Consider the following 19418-nt stretch of genomic DNA (forward strand, 5'->3'; position numbering starts at 1 on the left):
CACGTTCGTAAGACCAAGCCGCCCGAGAGGCGGTTTTTTTATGCCTGGAGAAAAGCATGGGCGCAGCACTGAATATCGATATCCACGGTGAGAAAGGCGGAAGCAGCAACCCGAAGTCGTCGACCGAGGCATCCGATAGCCTGCGCTCAACCAACCGGGCGAAGCTGCTGATTGCAGTGGGTGAGGGCGAGTTCGAGGGAACACCTACCGACGCCGATATCTATCTCGATAACACACCGCTTAGAGATTCCAGCGGCAATCTCAATTTCCAGAACGTCAAATGGGAATGGCGTAGCGGCTCTGTCGATCAATCCTACATCCCTGGCATTCCTTCTATCGACAACGAGACGACCGTCAACGTCGAGTTGCGCAACGACTCGCCCTGGGTGCGTTCAATCACCAACACCCAGCTGTCTGCCGCGCGCGTGCGCTTGGCGTGGCCCGCGCTCCAGAAGCAAGACGATAATGGAGTAGGCGGCTACCGGATTGAATACGCCATCGACGTTGCCACGGACGGCGGCAGCTACAGGGAAGCGCTGCTGGAGGCCGTGGACGGCAAGACCACTACCCGTTACGAGCGATCGCGCCGCATCGACTTGCCCGTCGCGACATCAGGCTGGCAGATCCGCGTCCGCCGCCTGACCGCGAACCAGAATACCAACAAGATCGCCGACACCATGCTGGTGGCTGGCCTGACAGAAGTAATCGACGCAAAGCTGCGCTACCCGAACACAGCGCTGCTCTACATCGAGTTCGACGCCGAGCAGTTCACCAACATTCCAGCCGTCACCGTGAAGTGCAAAGCGCGGAGATGGCAGGTGCCGAGCAATTACGATCCGTTCAGCCGTACTTATTCGGGCGTCTGGGACGGCTCCATGAAAGAGGCCTGGACCAACAACCCAGCTTGGGTGACTTACGGAGTCTGCACGCAAGATCGGTTTGGCCTCGGCAAGCGCATCAAACCGTGGATGGTCGATAAATGGGAGCTGTACCGCATCGCGCAGTACTGCGACCAAGACGTTCCGAACGGCGTCGGTGGCGTAGAGCCTCGCTTCCTGTGTGATATGAACCTGCAGGGCAAGGCCAACGCCTGGGCGCTACTGCGCGATATCTCCGGCATTTATCGCGGTATGACCTATTGGGCACAGGGGCAGCTGGTGGCACAGGCTGATATGCCTCGCAGCCAGGACTTCGACTACGTATTCACCCGCTCTAACGTCATCGACGGCAAGTTCAAATATGGCAGCGCCTCGGCAAAGACACGCTACACCCGGGCGATTGTTGGCTACGACAACCCTGACAACAACTATGACACCGATGTTATTCCGTTCGCCGATCCTGTCCTGCAGCGTCGATTTGGCGACAAGCCAACTGAGCTGACCGCAATTGGCTGCACGCGCGCTTCGGAGGCGCAGCGCCGCGGTAAGTGGGTCGTCATGAGCAATAACCAAGATCGCACGGTCAGCTTCAGCACCGGCATGGAGGGCGCGATTCCTCTACCTGGCTACATCATCCCAATCGCTGACTCTTTGCTGGCTGGACGCGAAATCGGTGGGCGTATCTCCGGCGCCGCTGGCCGTGTCGTCACGCTCGACCGGGACACCCTCGCGAAAGCGGGCGATCGACTGATTGTGAATTTGCCCAGCGGCAAGGCTGAGGGGCGAACGGTTCAGTCAGTGGCAGGCCGCGAGATAACCGTCACGGTTGCATACAGCCAAGCTCCGACGAGCCAGCTTCAGTGGGCGCTGGATGCCGATGACTTGGCTATCCCTCTGTACCGGGTCTTGAGCGTTAAGCGCGGCGGGGAAGGCGAGTATGCAATCACCGCCCTGCAGTACGAGCCGAGCAAGTTCGGTTACATCGACACTGGCGCGCGACTCGAAGAGCGGCCGATCAGTGTAATTCCGATCACCGTCGTCCCAGCACCTTCCAGCGTATCGCTGACGTCAACCACCGCCGTTGCCCAAGGCCTTGCGGTCACGACAATGACCATCAGTTGGCCTGCGGTGACCGGTGCTGTTGCTTACGATGTGGAGTGGCGCAGAGATAGCGGAAACTGGATTAAGGTTCAGCGCACTGGCTCCGCCAATATCGATATCACGGGCATTTACGCTGGAGCGTATTTGGCTCGAGTACGCGCCGTCAGTGCCTTCGACCTCTCGTCCAACTGGCGCAGCTCTGTGCTGACGCAACTCAAAGGCAAAGAGGGATTGCCGCCAGCCGTGACTTCGCTGACGGCCGAATCACTGCTTTTCGCGATTGGTCTGAAATGGGCTTTCCCATCAGGTGCAGAGGACACGCAGCGGACAGAAATTTGGTACGGCCCTACGACCGATCTGGCCAAGGCCACGAAGCTCAGTGACTTGGCGTATCCGCAGGCCCATTACGTCATGCAGGGGCTGCAGGCGGGCGTCAGGTTCTTCTTCTGGGCGCGCCTGGTAGACCGGACCGGAAATATCGGTCCTTGGTACCCGGTCGGGAACGGAGTCATGGGGCAGGCCAGTAGCGACGCCACTCCTGTTCTTGGCCTGCTGACGGGTAAGTTGACGGAAAGCCAGTTCGGCGAGCACCTGCTTGGCCGATTCGATCTGATCGACGGCGATGGTCCGGGATCGGTCAACGAGCGCCTGGAAGACCTCAAGGCCGAGATCGGCGAAATCACCGATGCGTTGGTGTACGTGCCGACTGATGCCTACGTGCGGGACAACACCGTGCGCGTGGGCGACAACCTCTGGACGGCCATCGTGAACGTCCCGGCGAATGCCAGCGGCGCGAACGGTCCGCCGAACCCGGCGTACTGGGTGAACAGTGGTCAGTCGATCCGCACGGCCAATGCGTTGGCGGCCCAGGTCACGAAGAACACCGCAGACATCACCACCGTGGACGGAAAGACCACGGTTACCGCCGCGCAGATGCAGGCGGTGCAGGCAGCATCACGACAGGACACTGGGGAAGGCGAGCTACTGGACGCGCTTCTCGGATGGGACAGCGAGGCCAGCGCGGCACAGGAAGTGAAGGTCAGGACGGCAGAGAACTTCGCACAGGCCGAGCGAACGACGTCGCTTCAGGCGCGCGTCGGCACCACCGAAGCGCGGATCACCACCGTCGAGACGACGACTGCCACGGATCGTGAGGCAACTGCCCAGCGGATTACGGCAATCGATTCACGTGTCGGCGCAAGCGAATCGAAGATCACCACCATTGAGTCGACCGCGAACACTGACCGAGAGGCCAGCGCGCAGCAGGTTGCGACACTGAAAGCTGGTGTCGCGGCGAACGAGGCTGCAACACGGTCTGAGGCCAGAGCACGAGCGGACGCAGACAGCTCGCTATCCTCGCTCGTCGAGACGGCGCAGGCCAAGGCGAACGATGCGTCCGTTGCCGTGCAGCAGACAACCAGCGCACTGGCCAGCACCAACAACAAGCTGGCTGGAATCTGGTCGGTGAGGATGGAGCTCACACAGAACAACATCCCATATGCGGCTGGCTTTGGGCTTGGGCTTGAGAGTGGGGCGGCTGGAACAATCTCACAGTTCGTGGTGCGCGCCGATACCTTCCTGGTCATGAACACAAGCTCGCAATCGCCTCAGTCGTTTTTCGGCATCACGGGTGGTCAGACCTTCATTCAGTCGGCGTTTATTCAAGACGGCACGATAACCAACGCCAAGATCGGCAGCTACATCAGTTCGACCAATTACCTGGCAGGGCAGAGTGGCTGGATTCTCAACAAAAACGGCACGCTCGAAATCAATGGCATGGTCGCCGGCGGGGGCCGACTGGTGATAACAAACCGTTCTGTCCGTGTGTATGACGTGAACGGCGTTAAACGAGTACAGCTCGGAGATTTGAGCGAATGAGCCATGGCATGAGGACATGGGGCGCAGACTCTGCGCCCCAGCTGGACGAAACATCCTTCACGATCCGAGTTTCACTCAGCACGCTTGTGACGTTTTCCGGTAGCGCTAAGACCAGTCAGGACTTTCCCGTTCCGGGGGTAGGGCCGTCTAACGGTGTCGCTATTGTCGTTCCGGTAGGGGCATACGATAACAATCAAAAGCAGCTGGAAACCGAGTTATTGGAAGGGGTGGCACGGGTCTATAACCACACCAGAACTTATGGATCAAGCACTGTGGCCTCGGGGACGATGAGACTTATTGTTATGAGGTTTTCCTGATGACATATGGCTTGGAGTTTTCAAATAACAGCAATGTCGTGGTCTTGGATTCGGAATACGCTCGTTTGATGGTTATCGCGTCTGGGCGCTATCAACCAACCGAAGAAAGCGGACTTGGCTCCACCACTTACTTTGCACGTCCTGTTACATCGCAAGAGCCACCACTGGTCTTTGTTCGGCCGGATACAGTGAATGCGATTGCGGGGCTTTGCAGGATGAGGCTGATAGGCTCGGCCGGTAACTGGACTGGTTTTTACGTGCGGGCTTATAACGTAAACACCGCGCAGCCAAACGGTCGATATTTTGTCGCGCAGTTCGGAGCTCAATCTGTTGCTGACTATGGAATGCGTCTATGGGATGGAAGCACAAAGCTGCTTTTCGATTCAGGCACAGCAAACGCCAATTTCACTCGATCATTCCAGAGCTGGACCTATGTTGGGGCAGATCGTGACGCACAAGGGCTCACGCGTTGCTATTACTCGGTGCCATTCAATTTCCCGGAGAACGAATATCTTTTGATAAATTCGTTCGGGATGCCGTTGAATGCAGGTAGCGCGATTCCACGTGATCTTTATTGCTGGTGGGACTTTCCAAATTCCACTTTATATGCGATCACGGTCGCATCTTCTAATCCAATTGCGTTCTTCTTGCCTGCCGTTTTCGCAAAAATGAATGTTTAAGTAAATTTAATAGAGTGAATAACTATGCCATGGCTTAGAGGCGGGACCGTGTCCGTTACAAACGGATCAACTGCTGTAGTTGGCGTGAACGCCGGATTTGATGCAAGCGCGCGTATCGGAGATGCCTTCATAGGCCCAGACGGGCTCAATTACGAAGTTACGAACGTGGTCAGTCCCACAGTGATTTCAATTCTGCCTGCTTACAAAGGCCCGACCGTCAACGGCTCGGCCTATGCGATCATGCCGGTGCAGGGCTACCCCAAGTTGTTGGCTGATGCGTTCAATCAGCTCAGGCTCCAGTTTGGCCCCCAGTTGGCGGCGCTGGGCACGACCGGCAACTACGACATTCTGCCAGTCGAAAAGGGCGGGACCGGTGCCACAACAGGCGTAGCAGCATTGAATAGCCTCGGCCTGAGAGGCGGCGCTTACGATATGCTCATCAAGAGCATGGGCTTGCGCGGCGCTCCAGTTGGCTACAACGTCCAAGGCTTCTATGTCGGTTGGAACGGGAACGGGAACGGCGAAGTAAACTACATCTGCAACCGGGGTGGCGCGCTGGGCGGGCACACGTGGTGGTCGGTGAACTCCGACAACACGGCTGCCGGCCCGGTAATGACCTACTCTTACGACGGCATTCTGACTGCGCCTACCAAGGTCATCACCAAGGAAATATCGGGGCTGACCACTGCGCTTTCAGTTGAGCAGGGCGGTACCGGTGGGAAAACTCAGGATGCGGCCAGGAGAGGTCTCGGTCTCGGGCCAACCGACGCAGTCACCATCAGGGCATTGGAGCTGACCCACACCACGCCGTGGGTAGACTTCCACTTCAACAACACGGCGGCCGATTACGACGTCAGATTGATCAACGACATTACCGGCACGCTTACTCTGGACGGTCGCTTCGCCTCGCGTGGCACCTGGTGCAGAACCGGCCTGAACGGATCAAGAAGCACGACCTCTTACAACTTCAACTGGACCGGCTCGTATGTTGACGTTTACATCGACGCGACTTATATCGGGTCGATGACGCTGTTCCAGTCCGACTATCGCCTCAAGAAATACATCAAGGATTTCACGCCGACTTCGTTTCTGGATCGAATCGACGCCTACCGCATCGTCACTTATCAACGGAAAGTGTTCGGCGACGTTTTCCGTGGCGACGGCACCACCTATCAGGGTCTGATTGCCCATGAAGCCAAAGAGGTGAACCCGCTGGCGGCATCGGGCGAGAAGGATGGCATCGACGAAAACGGCAACGCTCGAATCCAGCAGCTTGATCCGATGGCGCTGATCACCGATCTGATGGGCGCCGTCAAAGAGCTGCGCGCGGAGGTGATCGCGCTCAAGGCTTAAATGCAGCCTGCGCCGGAGCCTGCCACAGCGTAACCACAGAACAGCAGCACCCGCACCCCGCCATCGAGCGGGTATTTTTTTGCCTGGAGAAACCTGAATGCCCATCACCGCACAGCAACTGCTGAAGATCCTCCCGAACGCCGGCGCTAAAGTCGGCGTTTTTGTTCCTGCCCTGAACACCGCCATGGGCAAATACCAGATCATCACCCGGGAGCGCATCGCTGCGTTCATCGCCCAGATCGGCCATGAGTCGGGCCAGTTGCGTTACGTGCGCGAGCTGGGCGGCAGCGAGTACCTGTCGAAGTACGACACCGGCAAGCTGGCTGAGCGCCTGGGCAATACGCCCGATGCGGACGGCGACGGCCAGTTCTACCGCGGGCGCGGCCTGATCCAGGTAACCGGCCGGGCCAACTATGCCGAATGTGGTGAGGCGCTGGGCCTGGACTTGATCAGTCATCCGGAATTACTCGAGCAACCGGAGCACGCCGCGATGTCGGCCGCGTGGTACTGGAGTAGCCGAGGCCTGAATTCGCTGGCCGACAAAGGCGACTTTCTTCAAATTACCCGCAGAATCAACGGCGGCACCAACGGACTGGCAGATAGGCAGGCGCTGTACGACCGGGCGCTGAAGGTGCTGGCGTGAACGGCCTTTATGCAAGGCTCGGCGGCGTGCTGCTGATCCTTCTGGCCGTGGCCGGCGCGCTGTACGGCGCATACCGACACGGCGCGAACGTCACGGATCTGGCATGGCAGGCGAAGTGGGCCGAACAGGTCAGCACCCAGTCGCGGGCCGTGGCCACCACCACGAACGAATACCGAACCGAAGAACAACGCCGCCAGAAAGCGGCCAATCAGGTGGCAAATGATGCGAGACAAGAACAGACCGCTGCGATCGCTGATGCCGCTGGCGCTGACGCTGCTGGCGACCGGCTGCGCAGTGAAGCAGGAAAGCTGGCAGCCTCCGCCAGTTGCGTGCCCAGCGATCCCGGAATTGCCGATCGAGGCAAGAATGCCACCCGCGCCGCCATGGTGCTCTCCGACCTGCTCAGCCGGGCTGACGCGCGAGCGGGAGAGCTGGCGCGCTACGCTGATCAGCTCAGAGTAGCGGGGCAGGCGTGCCAGGCTTTCAACAATGCACCAAGCCGAGTAGCGAGCGGTGAAAGCGGCAGACTTTCGAGGCGTTGAGGGTTGTTTCAAACCCTCGTCGTGAGCGTCGCGCAGTCCCCGGAGAAACCGAGCCCAGTACTTGGCCTCTATGGTTGAATCGGTGGATTTACAAACGCATCTGGACCGTGCAGACCGGAATTGCAGACTCAAAGCTGGCGCAAACTGTCATTTCGCCTCGGGTACATCAAAGGGCGAGTCAGCAAGTGATTGGGTAAGCCGGTCCTTTTCAGCGAGTAAAGCCTCCCTGCTCTTAAGCAGCGAAGCGCGCTCAGCTATTTTGTTAGCCATTGTTGTTTGCCAATCTGTTGCGTGCCTAAGCAAAATCTCATCCTGCAGTAACGATGCTTTCAGCATCTTACTGGTTGCCCGAAGGCTGCGTAAGCTTGCGGGCTTCTCTTGGGCGTACAAACTGGCATGAGTGCGATTCCGGTCATTAAAACGCTTCTCTATGTCATCCGAGAGTTCGATAATCAGGTCTTTCAAAGACACGAGGTCAGGTGTGGGCTCCCAAAGCCCCTCCATCTGTACCAGCATTTTTTTTGAAAGTGAGGAAGTTTGAATCATGAGATTAAGGCTCTTCGCCGCAAGCTCAAAATTACTGTCATGCAGTTCGTACTTTTGCACTCTTGACGCTTTTACCTCTTTGATAAAAAAGACAAGAGCCGTTATTGCTGCGCCGATGGTAGCCGCGATAAGTTTTTCACCTGAGAGTAGCGAGCTTGCAATATCCATCAAGGCTCTTTCCTGCTGAGATAATTTTTTAAGAGGGCAAAGATTGAAATGATATTTGCCTATCTGCTTTTTTTGTCGCACTTGCAGATATCATCGGTTGGGCAATTAGATAGTCCTCAAAGCGACTCATGGAGTCTATCAGGCGGTCTGCTAGCCAGAAATAATCGACGAACCGTACCCGCTCTGCAGAAACACCCAGTTCGTCAAGCATAGGCTTAATGAGCTCTAGTACCACATCATCTGCCCGTTCCTCTTTAACCTTATAGTAAATGAGATTAGCATTGTTTTTTCGATAATCCCGCGACTCCGCTGCACCCGTATGAAGCAGGCCGCACCTCGCGGCCCATAGGTCGTTAGAGTTAAAATTAAAGTGTTCATCTACGATCAGGAACTGGTCCGTCCACTTTTTAAAGTCAGCGGAAGTACTTTCTTCAGACGCCGAGATCAGCCATGCCATGCGGTCGATAGACGCGTATATTGTTGCGAGAGCATGAGATTCGAGTCCAGCCTTAAGGAGGATCGCAATTGCTCTAAGATCCTCTTTGGGCATGAACATTATTCTTTCTGCGCGATTCACTTCCTAGTGCTCCTTCCAAATTAGTCAACAGCTTTTAGCTTTCGTACCTGCGCCAATACTGGCGGAGGGCGGCCAGCACACGTGAATCCGGGCGATCGTTGACCTGTCAGAATAGCGTATCGGTTTCGCTACCCACATAAGGTGCTTTCCAGTCGACAGCATCATTGACGCATAAGTATGTCGGGTTTGATAGGGGTGGCGATATCGAGTCTTGCCTTCGTCATTGAGGGAACCCATATTATCCTTCGGATCAGCCTAACACCCGGGCATCGTCCAATTTTGCAAGCATTCTGAAACATCTCCGTATCAGCGATGAATGTATTGACCTCCTGTGCCATTCAGACCTTCGGCAGCCCGCTGTTCAGACGGAAGGACGCGATGGTGGCAGGGTAGCGGGGCGAATAAGCGAATCGGCGCGCGACTCCTTATAAATCAAGGCGGATGGTTATACCGACAGGAGGTAGGCACCCTGATCGTCAAATACTTGATGCCAGATAACCGTGGGTCTTGAATGGAGAAACTGATTTTCATCAGTGGGGCAGCCGCAAGGTGGGGCTGTTCCTGACCCACGACTCGGGAGCGATCATGGATATGACTGCAGATGGAGTGTATTGCAACACGCTCGTTGCCGTGTTTCATGCGGCATTCCGGCTTGGCTTTGATCCGTACGCTTTGGCGGTACAGGCCAAGCTTGATGTGGCGAGCTATCTTGAAATGCCACCGATGCTTTTGTTTGAAAGCGCAGAACGGGTGATTGATGAATCACTGCTTGTCGCAAAGCTGATCAACGAACGGTGGCCGAACAGCGGTTCCAACCACCAAGATGATGAGCAGCAACATGGCAGAGGCTTACACACTGGCGATGATAGGAGTAATCGCGACAACGACGCTGATTGGATTGGCGGTCGCCCTGTTTCGGGGTGATGACTGAGCTGTACGCGGGTGTCCGCATTCTCCCGCGTTGCTCTGGCTACGTTCCCATTCAGGGCCTGGCAACTGGCTCGATTAGCTCCGCACCTTGGTTGCGCACATTTCCCACCTCTTTGCCCACCGGAAACCATTCGAAGTCTTCAACCGGCCGGCAGCATTCCTTCGCAATTTCTTCTGCTCTGATCGCATCCGTGGACGGATCCATCCACTCTGTGGCCAGCTCCGGCGACAATACCAATGGCCGGCGGTCGTGAATGTCCACCATGCCCTGGTCGCTCGCTGCGGTGATGATCACGAAACCGTCATCGTCTTGCTGTTCAAGACCAGGCGTGACGTGGGCGAGGGCGCCGTAAAACATCGGCGCCTGGCTTTTCAGTCGGATGAAGTAAGGCTGTTTCTTTTTCGGATCGTGTTCGTCCTTGACCCACTCGAACCACCCATCACTGGGAACAAGCGCTCTGCCGTTCGGCCAGAGCTGTTTGAAAAACTTCCCCGTAGCAACCGTCTCGACCCTGGCATTGATCGGGTCGGGCCGCTTCCCCTTCGCCCAGAAAGGCGCCCATCCCCATTTGACCGGGTCCACATAGACCGCGTCGTCTGCCACTCGCAGGATGTTGACCTTTGTCGTCGGCGCCACGTTGTACCGTCCGATAGGTTGGCCATCGTAGCCACTCAGTATCCGAAAGCGCGGCGCCAGCTCGCTGAAGTACTCCGGCATTCCTGCCTTCTGAACAATCCTTCCACACATGACGTTCACCTGCTAAGCGGCGTTTGTCTTATGTTGACAGCCCCAGCTGCGCGGAAGTTTGCTCGGGCATTGCGGGTCCTCAACAAACCCGCGCCCAGAACAGTCGGTACAGTCATCGCGCAGCTCGAAGCGATCACAGCACCGTGAGCATTGGCGGTAGACGGAGAAGTTTTCGCGCTCCCACAACTTGATGTACTGGGCCAGGTCTCCGGACTCAAGCGCAAGCGTTGCAGCTTCGATGATGGTCCGGTACTGATCAGGATCGTCTATTCGCGTGCGGATCACACCTGAAAACTGCCGGTTCAGCTCGACCAGCACCACCCTCTGACCGGTCTCGGTTTTGATATACCGGTCGTCCAGGCGTCCGTAAAGCTGATGCGTGTGAGTCAGCAGCGTGTTGTCATCTCGCAGGATGGCCAAATAGGCTTTGTGGTCCGGTTCGACGTCAGGGCCGTGCAGGATATATCTGCTGCCTAGCAGTGTTCCGACCCGAATACCTGCCTCGTTGAAGATCGCGTAGTTGGAAGCAGGGCAGCGCCATTCTTCAGGGTTCGCCTCGACGTGGTAACAAAATGCCGCGCTTGCCAGTTCCATCATTTCGAAACGCTCCATCGGGTCGATTGCTGCCAACGCATGAAGCCGATCAGCGATCGACATGAGGTATCGGTAGCAGGAGGCTGGCGACTGCCAGGTGCTCTCTGAATCTAAAAACTTGTGCCAGTCCTCCAAGAGCTGGCTCACTTTCTGGTCCATAGTAGGTACTTCTTGAGTGCTGTATGTGCATACAGTAGTCGAGCATTTGGAATTTGGGGAGTGGTGTTCGTCGGCAGGACGCCGGGAGGGGGGGGATCAATAATTGCGGCAAGATTGCCGAATTGCGGCAATTTCAAAACAAAGGGCCTGCGCACTGAAAGCACGCAAGCCCTTGTTTTATATGTGGTGCCCCGAGCCGGGGTCGAACCGGCACGTCCAGAGGACGAGGGATTTTAAGTCCCTTGCGTCTACCAATTTCGCCATCGGGGCGGTAGCGCCAAGAGCGGGGAATATATACATCTCGCCATCCCTAAGCAAGCTCGCACACGCTTCTACGCGTACAAGATGTGACACAGGCGTCGAAAAAATCCTTCGAGAAATCATGGGGCTACGAGGTGCTGCCCGTGTGACGGGCGGCGCAGCGGCGAGGGTAGCAATCGTCCAGGCGCTACCGAACGTCAATTGAGCGGTCGCGATTGACATATATCTCGACACTTTTGCCTGTTCGCCAGGGTCGATCCGATAAGCGCCAGTTGAAATCCTCCAGGCGTTATAGGAGAAAAGTCTGTGCGTGATGAGAAGTGAGGCGGGCGCTTGAAGGCGCTGACGAGCGGTGGTGAGTGAGTCCGCTCGGGCAGGCTCGGGCGATCCATGGACGATTCGATTTGAGAATTGATTTTCACAGAGGGACGGACGGTCAGGGCCATGAGCGATATAGGCACGAGATTGAAGCAGGAGCGCAAGCGCATAGGGCTTTCTCAGCGTGAACTGGGACACTTCGGCGGCGTAGCTGCCAATGCACAGGGGAAATATGAAAGCGGCGAACGGGTCCCAAGGGCCGACTATCTGGCTGCGGTTGCAAATGTAGGCGTGGATGTTCTGTATGTGCTGACCGGCAGGCGCATGGGCGGTGCCGAACTGGAGAGCATTGTTCAGCGGATCACCTGCGCGGGCGTCGCGTCGGATGACATCTTTGTGGAGGTTCAGCATGCGGTGCGTCACCTTGTGACGACCATCGAAGAGCTGTCTCACGTTTACGACACAGTGGACAGGCAGCCCCAGAGCGAGCCTTTGGGGCTGCCGGTTACAGCGGAGCAGTGACCGACGGGGCTGAGTGGCTGCAGGCTCAGGCTTTGACCTTCTCAACCTCAGCCTCGATGCGGTCCGCCAGCGTGCGCAAGTAACTGGCCAGCGCGACCTCTTCGAGGCGTAATCCCTTGCGCTGCCTGAGGCGCGGGAGTTTGGCCAGGTTACCGAGCAGGAAGCCCTCGAGCACCGCCGGATGGATGTAGCATTTGCGGCAAATGGCGGGGGTATTGCCCAGCTGTTTCGAGACGGCTTTGACCATGTCGACGATGTGCTTTTTCGCGTCGGCTTCGGGCTCCCAATGCAGCTTCTGGAGCGTGGCGAGAGCCAGCGCGCTTGCGGCCCAGGTTCGATAATCCTTGGCGGTGAAGTCCGAGCCGGTCAGGCTTTGCAGGTAAGCATTGATGTCCGATGAAGTAACGGTGTGACGCACGCCGTCATTGTCCAGGTACTGAAACAGGTTCTGGCCGGGCAGCTCCATGCAGCGTTTGATCACGTTGGCCAGGCGCCGGTCTTTCACTGTGACGCTGTGTTCGACGCCGCTCTTGCCGCGAAACTCGAACATGATCTGTCCGCCTTTCACTTCGACGTGCTTGTTGCGCAATGTCGTCAGGCCGTAGGAGCGGTTTTCCTTGGCGTATTGACTGTTGCCGATGCGGATCAGCGTCGCATCGAGCAATGAAACCACTGTCGCCATGACCTTCTCCCGACCCATGCCAGGCTGGGCGAGCTGTGCCTCGATCTGCTTGCGTACCTTGGGCAGGGCATGGCCGAACTCGATCATGCGCGAGTATTTGTCCTGATCGCGTATCTCGCGCCAACGCGGGTGATAGCGATACTGTTTGCGACCGCGTGCATCACGCCCCGTCGCCTGCAGATGGCCGTTGGGGTCGGCGCAGATCCAGACGTCGGTGTAGGCGGGCGGCACAGCCAGCGCGTTGATACGCTTGATCTCCGACTCGTCCTTGATGCGCTCGCCCTTGGTATTGAAGTACGCGAACTTGCCGCGCAGGACCTTGCGCGTGAACCCCGGCTGGCTGTCATCTACGTAATGCAGGTCGCTGGCGAGTGGGCTGATGATGGTCGAGTCAGGCATGGCGGAATTCCGGAGGCAGTTAAAAACACTGACCGCGACGTTTTGCGGTGGTGCCGTTTATTTGCGTCTGGTTTGCGGCCGATCGCCATTACGCGAGTACCGCCACTGCCTTGATCTGCGCCCACAGCGATTGGCCGCGATGCAGTTTGAGGTGATCGCTGGAATAACGGGTGATGCGGGCCAGCAATGGCGTCCCGCCTGCGTCCAGCCTGACCAATACGTGCGCCGAGTTGTCGGCGACCATTTCCTCCATCACCACCACCGGCAAGCGGTTCAGAATGCTGCTCTGGTCGTCAGGCTGCAGACTGAGGCTGACATCCCTTGCCTGCACCTTGATGCGCAGCAGCGTGCCCGGTTGCATGTCGGCGTGCGCGACGCGCATCGAGAGTTTGCTGTCGGGCAGGGTGATGGTCAGCAGTTGATAGTGAGGATCGTAGGCGCTCACCGTGCCTTCGATCACCACGCCTGCATTACCGCCCATGGCCAACGGTAGATCAAGACGCGCCAGGGTTTCCCGGATCGGCCCGCTGGCCAACACGCTGCCCGCTTCAAGCACCACCAGATGATCAGCCAGACGCGCCACTTCGTCCTGGGCATGGCTGACATACAGCATCGGGATATCCAGCTCTCGATGCAGGCGTTCCAGATAGGGCAGGATTTCGCTTTTGCGGCGGCTGTCCAGCGCTGACAGCGGTTCATCAAGCAGCACCAGGCGCGGACTGGTCAGCAGCGCGCGGGCAATGCCGACACGTTGACGCTCGCCGCCGGAGAGATTGTCAGGGCGCCGTTCGAGCAAGTGATCGATGCCCAGCAACTCGGCAGCCTGCTGTAGCTGAATGCTGCGCTGATTGCGGGTGATCCGCTTGAAGCCGAATTCCAGGTTTTCCCTGACTGACAGGTGCGTGAAGAGGCTGGCTTCCTGAAACACATAGCCGATGGGACGTTTGTGGGGCGCAACAAAGACGCCCTTGTCGCTGTCCTGCCAGACTTCATTATTGACCCGGATAACGCCCTGCGGGGCTTTTTCCAGGCCGGCGATACAGCGCAGGCAAGTGGTCTTGCCGGAGCCGGAAGGGCCATAAAGCGCGGTTACGCCGGAGCCGGGCAGCACCAGATCCAGGTCCATGCGAAAGTCCGGGTAGCTCATGTGCAAGCGCACTTCGACAGGCGAGGCCATCGATCAACTCCATCCCGTTTTGGATTTGCCGCTGGAATAAAGCGCCAGCAGAACCAGAAATGAGAACACCAGCATCGACCCGGCCAACCAGTGTGCCTGCAGGTACTCCATGGATTCGACGTGGTCGAAGATCTGCACCGACACCACGCGAGTCTTCTCGGGGATGTTGCCACCGATCATCAATACCACCCCGAATTCACCGACTGTGTGCGCAAACCCTAAAATCGCCCCGGTAATAAAGCCGGGTTTTGCCAGCGGCAGAATGACATGAAAGAACGTGTCCCAAGGGCCGGCCCGCAACGTTGCGGCGACTTCCAGTGGGCGCGTGCCGATGGCTGAAAAAGCGTTCTGCAGTGGCTGTACCACGAAGGGCATCGAGTAGAGCACCGAGCCGATGACCAGCCCGGTAAAACTGAACGTCAACGTTCCCAACCCCAGACTCTGGGTCAACTGACCGACCGCACCGTTGGGGCCGAGCAACAGCAACAGATAGAAGCCGATGACGGTCGGCGGCAGAACGAGGGGCAGGGCGACGACGGCACCGACCGGACCCTTGAGCCACGAGTCGGTGCGCGACAACCACAGCGCGATGGGCGTGCCGATCACCAGCAGGATCACGGTGGTCAGCGAGGCGAGCTTCAGTGTCAGCCAGATCGCCGCGATGTCGGCGCTTCCCAAAGGCATTTACAGCTGATATCCGTACGACTTGATGATAGCGGCCGCTTGCGGACCTTTCAGGTAGTCGACCAACGCCTTGGCGGCGGCGCTGTCCTTGCCTTTGTTGAGGATCACCGCGTCCTGCCTGATCGGGTCATGCAGGGCTGCCGGAACGATCCATGCCGAGCCGCTGGTCAGTTTGCCGTCCTTGTAGATCTGCGACAGGGCCACGAAGCCCAGTTCCGCGTTACCCGTAGAAACGAACTGGTACGCCTGGGTGATGCTCTGGCCTTCAACGATTTTCGCTTTGGTGGTATCGGTCAGGCCCAGCTTGCTCAGTACCTGGGTAGCGGCCAGCCCGTAAGGCGCGGTCTTGGGGTTGGCGATGGACAGGTGCTCGTATTGATTGCCCTTGAGTACGTTGCCTTGATCGTCGACATAGCCGTCTTTCGGCGACCACAGCGCCAGTGTCCCGACCGCGTAGGTAAAGCGCGAACCCTTGACGGTGTCGCCTTCCTGTTCGAGCTTCGCAGGCGTGGTGTCATCGGCGGACAGGAATACTTCGAATGGCGCGCCATTCTTGATCTGAGTGTAGATCTGGCCTGTGGCACCAAACGCAGCGACGAGTTTGTGGCCGGTGTCGCGCTCGAAATCCTTGGCGATAGCCTGGATCGGTGCGGTGAAGTTGGCGGCTACAGCGACCTGGACTTCGTCAGCCAGGGCGGAAGTAGCACTTGAAATGGCAGCGACAAATGCGGTGAATTTCAAAAGGTTTTTAAGCGGGGACGCTTGCATGCAGCCACTCCGGAAGATTGAAGGCACGCCACCGGACTGGAGGCGTTTCGCTATATATTTAAATATATAGCGATGTTCCACCTTTCTGAAAGCGATGTTTCAAGCTCGGTTCAAAATGCCCAGTGTGCTGTCCTCCAGTTTTCGGGTCAGCTCACCCGATGTGAGCGAGCACCTGCCCAATGTTGGATTGACATAAAAGACGATCGGTCTAATATCCCCTCCATGACCACATTACTCAATCAGGCTGTCCAGCCGCGCCGTCCCGGGCGTCCACCCAAAGTGGACCGGGACAATCTCGAAACCCGTGAGACGTTGCTGCGCCGCGGCCTTGAAGTGCTGACGGAGCAGGGCTTCTCTGCGACCGGGATCGACTACATCCTCAAGGAAATAGGTGTTCCCAAGGGATCGTTCTATCACTATTTCCCCAGCAAGGAGGCGTTTGGTCGCGCGGTTCTGGACGAGTACTGCCGATATTTCGCGCAACGGCTGGACCGCTGGTTTCTGGACGAAAGCCTGTCGCCACTGGAGCGTCTGGTCGGTTTCGTGCAGAGCGCCAAGGCCGGTATGGCTCGTCACGATTATCGTCGTGGCTGCATGGTCGGCAATCTGGGGCAGGAAATCTGCCTGTTGCCCGAAGCCTTTCGCGAGGTGCTGGAGCAGACACTGCTTGATTGGCAGTCCAGGCTTGCCGTTTGCCTGCGAGCCGCTCAGAAGCACGGCGAACTGGCCTGGGATGCAGACTGCGACGAACTGGCTGCTTTTTTCTGGATTGGCTGGGAGGGCGCCGTGCTGCGTGCCCGGCTGGTCAAAAGCGATACCCCGTTGAACACATTCATTGCCGGTTTTCTTCGCGGATTGCCGCAATGAGCTTTCTGATCTATTTAAAGACGATCGGTCTAAATTGGAGGCGCTCATGCCTGTAAGCACATTCAACGCCATTGTGATTGATAAGGACGAGTCGGGTTACCGCGTGAAACTGACTGCGGTGAACGAGGCAGACCTGCCCGAAGGCGACGTCACCGTGCGCGTTTCCCACAGCACGCTCAACTACAAGGATGCCCTTGCTCTGACCGGCAAGAGCCCCATTGTTCGCAGCTTTCCCATGGTGCCGGGGATCGATCTGGCGGGTATCGTCGAGGAGAGTCAGGCCTCGGCGTTCAAGGCTGGCGATAAAGTGCTGCTCAATGGATGGGGCGTGGGTGAAGGGCACTGGGGCGGTCTCGCGCAAATGGCCCGGCTGAAGAGCGAGTGGCTGATTCCGCTGCCGGATGCGTTCACGCCCAGCCAGGCGATGGCCATCGGCACGGCAGGTTACACGGCGATGCTGAGTGTGATCGCGCTGGAAAAGCATGGCGTGAAGCCCGAACACGGCGAGGTGCTTGTCACCGGGGCCAATGGTGGCGTGGGCAGCTTCACCATCGCCATTCTGGCGAAGCTCGGTTATCAGGTCGTTGCCTCGACAGGACGCGTTGCGGAGAGTGACTACCTGAAACAGCTGGGCGCTGCGAGGATCATCGACAGGGCGACGCTCTCCGAGCCGGGTCGTCCTTTGGCGAAAGAGCAGTGGGCCGCTGCGGTGGATTCGGTGGGCAGCCACACGCTGGTCAACGTCTGCGCCGGGATCAAATACCGTGGCATCGTTGCTGCCTGCGGTCTGGCGCAGGGTATGGATTTCCCCGGATCGGTCGCGCCGTTCATTCTGCGCGGCGTCACGCTGGCCGGGATCGACAGCGTCACCCGGCCTCAAGCCGATCGTCTTGAAGCCTGGTCCAGACTGGCCACCGATCTGGATACTTCGTTGCTGCCACTGATCAGCCGCGAAATTGGCCTGAGTGAGGTGATCGATATCGCGCCGCAACTGATTGCCGGTCAGGTGCGCGGCCGCGTGGTGGTGGATACGGGTCGATAGGGAAATGGGCTGGACCTTAAATGAAGTCCCGGAGTGGCGAAAAGGTGACTTGAGCCATGCGCTCGGCTTACTGAATTCTCAGTCTGTGCCATTTGTGACGCGGAGCGTCACGGGAGGCATGCCCACGCGGAGCGATGGGCACGATCAGTGTCGAGGCGGACTTGTGTATAACGATGAGCGCGGAGCATGGGCACGATCAGCGTCGGGAATATCATCGTTACCACGCTCCAGCGTGGTGACGCCTCTCAGGACGCTCCGCGTCCGGCCGTGATGTGACGCAGAGCATCACGGGTGGCATGTCCACGCAGCGTGGGCACGATCAGTGCGCTTGAGATCCTTGATCGTTTACTGCGTGTTAAAGTGCTTCGAATTGATTGAAAAGTGCAGGGCCGTTTCGCCTGCACTTGCACCACAAAGGCCTTGCCCGACATGTCGCACGATCCATCCTCCGACCAGGCTGCAAGCCCCCGGCAATCGCCTTCGCTGCCGGATGTCAGCAATCCGCTGCAGCTCTATCTGGCGCGTCTCGCTCCTTCCAGTCGCCTGACCATGAAGTACGTTCTGCAGGACGCTGCTGACCGATTGGGAATGGCCGACGTCGATATCTTCGATATTCCCTGGCACACCCTGCAACCCGGTCATGTCACCGCGCTGGTTTCGGCGCTGCGTGAAGACGACTACGCACCCAACACCACGTCGCTGTACGTCAACGCCATTCGCGGTGTGATGAACGAGGCGTGGCGTCATGACCTGATCAGTCACGATCAGTTGTTGAAAATCCGCTCGATCAAGCCGGTCAACGGTACGCGTCTGGCCAAAGGGCGGAACATCAGACGCACGCTGATCCGTGAGTTGATGGACGTCTGCGCCGCCGATCCCAGGCCGCAAGGTCGGCGGGACGCGGCGATCATCGCGATTCTCTATGGTTCTGGGATGCGCAAGTCGGAATCGGTGAATCTGGACCTGGCTCAGGTGGACTTTTCCGAGCGCAGCCTGCGGGTGATGGGCAAGGGCAACAAACAACTGATCAAATACGCGCCCGAATGGGCATTCGGCGCGTTGAATGACTGGCTGGAGCTGCGCCGCTCCTGCTTGCCACCGGGACAGGACGACGACCCGTTCCTGTTCAACCGGATTCGCCGGGGCAGCAACATTACCCGTGAGCGCATCACCAAGCATGCGATCTACTTCATCGCCAAACAGCGCGGGCAACAGGTGGGCGTCAACATCATGCCCCACGACTTCCGACGCTCGTTCATCACGCGTGTCATCGAAGAATACGATTTGTCGATCGCTCAGAAGCTGGCGCATCACACGCACATCGCAACCACTGCCAGCTACGACATGCGCAGCGAGAACGAGCGACGCAACGTGGTGGACCGCTTCGACCTGTAGCCTGAATCACAGGCAAAAAAAAGCCACCTCACTGGGGTGTGGGGTGGCTTAAAGATCTAACCAAAGGAGTGATGAAGAAGAGCAGGTATTCATCAGCATCGCGATGCGGATTCGCGCCGCCGGGAAACATGTTCATTCATCGACGGCAACAGTAACACTGGCCGCCAAAAATCGATTATCAGCATTGTC

Annotated in this window: 19 protein-coding genes and 1 tRNA gene; 11 read left to right on the plus strand and 9 right to left on the minus strand. The window is 57.9% G+C overall.

Translation table 11 applies throughout. From position 1 onward, the window contains the following. Positions 1-56 precede the first annotated feature (56 nt). The 6 genes from QRN20_RS01035 to QRN20_RS01060 all read left to right on the plus strand — a co-directional run bounded on the left by QRN20_RS01035 (position 57) and on the right by QRN20_RS01060 (position 7392). Entirely contained in the window at positions 57-3857 is a 3801-nt protein-coding gene (locus QRN20_RS01035) for a TipJ family phage tail tip protein (RefSeq protein WP_285359910.1), read from the plus strand. 8 nt (positions 3858-3865) lie between these two features. Beyond that, complete coding sequence (locus QRN20_RS01040; protein WP_122418411.1) at positions 3866-4174, plus strand: hypothetical protein; 309 nt, start codon at positions 3866-3868, stop codon at positions 4172-4174. Next, the gene (locus tag QRN20_RS01045) at positions 4174-4854 is read left to right on the plus strand and encodes a hypothetical protein (protein WP_285359911.1); all 681 of its coding nucleotides are present in this window, start codon (positions 4174-4176) and stop codon (positions 4852-4854) included. The genes QRN20_RS01040 and QRN20_RS01045 overlap by 1 nt, the downstream gene beginning before the upstream one ends. A gap of 24 nt (positions 4855-4878) precedes the next feature. After that, positions 4879-6207: a tail fiber domain-containing protein gene (locus QRN20_RS01050; RefSeq protein WP_285359912.1), complete on the plus strand. Its 1329-nt coding sequence runs from the start codon at positions 4879-4881 to the stop codon at positions 6205-6207. A 97-nt stretch (positions 6208-6304) separates the two neighbouring features. Then, the gene (locus tag QRN20_RS01055; protein WP_285359913.1) at positions 6305-6850 is read left to right on the plus strand and encodes a glycoside hydrolase family 19 protein; all 546 of its coding nucleotides are present in this window, start codon (positions 6305-6307) and stop codon (positions 6848-6850) included. Continuing rightward, a complete protein-coding gene (locus QRN20_RS01060; RefSeq protein WP_285359914.1) occupies positions 6847-7392 on the plus strand; it encodes a DUF2514 domain-containing protein in 546 nt (181 codons plus the stop codon). Before QRN20_RS01055 ends, QRN20_RS01060 begins: the two co-directional genes overlap by 4 nt. Positions 7393-7539: 147 nt before the next feature. Here QRN20_RS01060 and QRN20_RS01065 read toward each other — a convergent pair whose 3' ends face one another. Together QRN20_RS01065 and QRN20_RS01070 are read right to left on the minus strand one after the other, a co-directional pair. After that, positions 7540-8106, minus strand: coding sequence for a hypothetical protein (locus QRN20_RS01065; RefSeq protein ID WP_285359915.1), 567 nt, complete (start codon positions 8104-8106; stop codon positions 7540-7542). 28 nt (positions 8107-8134) lie between these two features. Beyond that, positions 8135-8656 carry a hypothetical protein gene (locus QRN20_RS01070; protein WP_285359916.1) on the minus strand — a complete coding sequence of 174 codons (522 nt, stop codon included), beginning with the start codon at positions 8654-8656 and terminating at the stop codon, positions 8135-8137. Between the two features lie 534 nt (positions 8657-9190). On the opposite strand from QRN20_RS01070, the gene QRN20_RS01075 reads away from it, so the two are divergent. Continuing rightward, positions 9191-9607 (plus strand): hypothetical protein, encoded by a 417-nt coding sequence (locus tag QRN20_RS01075; RefSeq protein WP_285359917.1) that lies wholly within the window; start codon positions 9191-9193, stop codon positions 9605-9607. 58 nt (positions 9608-9665) lie between these two features. Here QRN20_RS01075 and QRN20_RS01080 read toward each other — a convergent pair whose 3' ends face one another. The 3 genes from QRN20_RS01080 to QRN20_RS01090 form a co-directional block, all read right to left on the minus strand. After that, positions 9666-10361: an SOS response-associated peptidase family protein gene (locus QRN20_RS01080; RefSeq protein ID WP_043303668.1), complete on the minus strand. Its 696-nt coding sequence runs from the start codon at positions 10359-10361 to the stop codon at positions 9666-9668. 12 nt (positions 10362-10373) lie between these two features. Beyond that, the gene (locus QRN20_RS01085) at positions 10374-11114 is read right to left on the minus strand and encodes a hypothetical protein (protein WP_285359918.1); all 741 of its coding nucleotides are present in this window, start codon (positions 11112-11114) and stop codon (positions 10374-10376) included. Positions 11115-11298: 184 nt separating this feature from the next. Further along, positions 11299-11384, minus strand: a tRNA-Leu gene (locus QRN20_RS01090). A gap of 435 nt (positions 11385-11819) precedes the next feature. On the opposite strand from QRN20_RS01090, the gene QRN20_RS01095 reads away from it, so the two are divergent. Further along, the gene (locus QRN20_RS01095) at positions 11820-12215 is read left to right on the plus strand and encodes a helix-turn-helix domain-containing protein (protein ID WP_029242159.1); all 396 of its coding nucleotides are present in this window, start codon (positions 11820-11822) and stop codon (positions 12213-12215) included. A gap of 25 nt (positions 12216-12240) precedes the next feature. Here the strand turns inward: QRN20_RS01095 and QRN20_RS01100 are convergent, their stop codons facing one another. The 4 genes from QRN20_RS01100 to modA all read right to left on the minus strand — a co-directional run bounded on the left by QRN20_RS01100 (position 12241) and on the right by modA (position 15925). Continuing rightward, positions 12241-13296 (minus strand): DNA topoisomerase IB, encoded by a 1056-nt coding sequence (locus tag QRN20_RS01100; protein WP_122467808.1) that lies wholly within the window; start codon positions 13294-13296, stop codon positions 12241-12243. A gap of 88 nt (positions 13297-13384) precedes the next feature. Continuing rightward, positions 13385-14473 carry a molybdenum ABC transporter ATP-binding protein gene (gene modC, locus QRN20_RS01105; protein WP_285359919.1) on the minus strand — a complete coding sequence of 363 codons (1089 nt, stop codon included), beginning with the start codon at positions 14471-14473 and terminating at the stop codon, positions 13385-13387. A gap of 3 nt (positions 14474-14476) precedes the next feature. After that, complete coding sequence (gene modB / locus QRN20_RS01110; RefSeq protein ID WP_004881900.1) at positions 14477-15157, minus strand: molybdate ABC transporter permease subunit; 681 nt, start codon at positions 15155-15157, stop codon at positions 14477-14479. Continuing rightward, entirely contained in the window at positions 15158-15925 is a 768-nt protein-coding gene (modA, locus tag QRN20_RS01115; RefSeq protein ID WP_122436473.1) for a molybdate ABC transporter substrate-binding protein, read from the minus strand. It lies immediately after the preceding gene. 222 nt (positions 15926-16147) lie between these two features. Here modA and acuR point away from each other — a divergent pair, with 222 nt between their 5' ends. The 3 genes from acuR (at position 16148) to QRN20_RS01130 (ending at position 19229) form a co-directional block, all read left to right on the plus strand. Continuing rightward, entirely contained in the window at positions 16148-16792 is a 645-nt protein-coding gene (gene acuR / locus QRN20_RS01120) for an acrylate utilization transcriptional regulator AcuR (RefSeq protein ID WP_057410172.1), read from the plus strand. Positions 16793-16838: 46 nt separating this feature from the next. Beyond that, positions 16839-17834 (plus strand): acrylyl-CoA reductase (NADPH), encoded by a 996-nt coding sequence (gene acuI / locus QRN20_RS01125; RefSeq protein ID WP_029242153.1) that lies wholly within the window; start codon positions 16839-16841, stop codon positions 17832-17834. A 429-nt stretch (positions 17835-18263) separates the two neighbouring features. Next, positions 18264-19229, plus strand: coding sequence for a site-specific integrase (locus QRN20_RS01130; protein WP_029242552.1), 966 nt, complete (start codon positions 18264-18266; stop codon positions 19227-19229). Positions 19230-19418 lie beyond the last annotated feature (189 nt).

It is taken from the genome of Pseudomonas sp. fls2-241-TYG-175 (assembly GCF_030209155.1).
GTDB lineage: Bacteria > Pseudomonadota > Gammaproteobacteria > Pseudomonadales > Pseudomonadaceae > Aquipseudomonas > Aquipseudomonas viridiflava.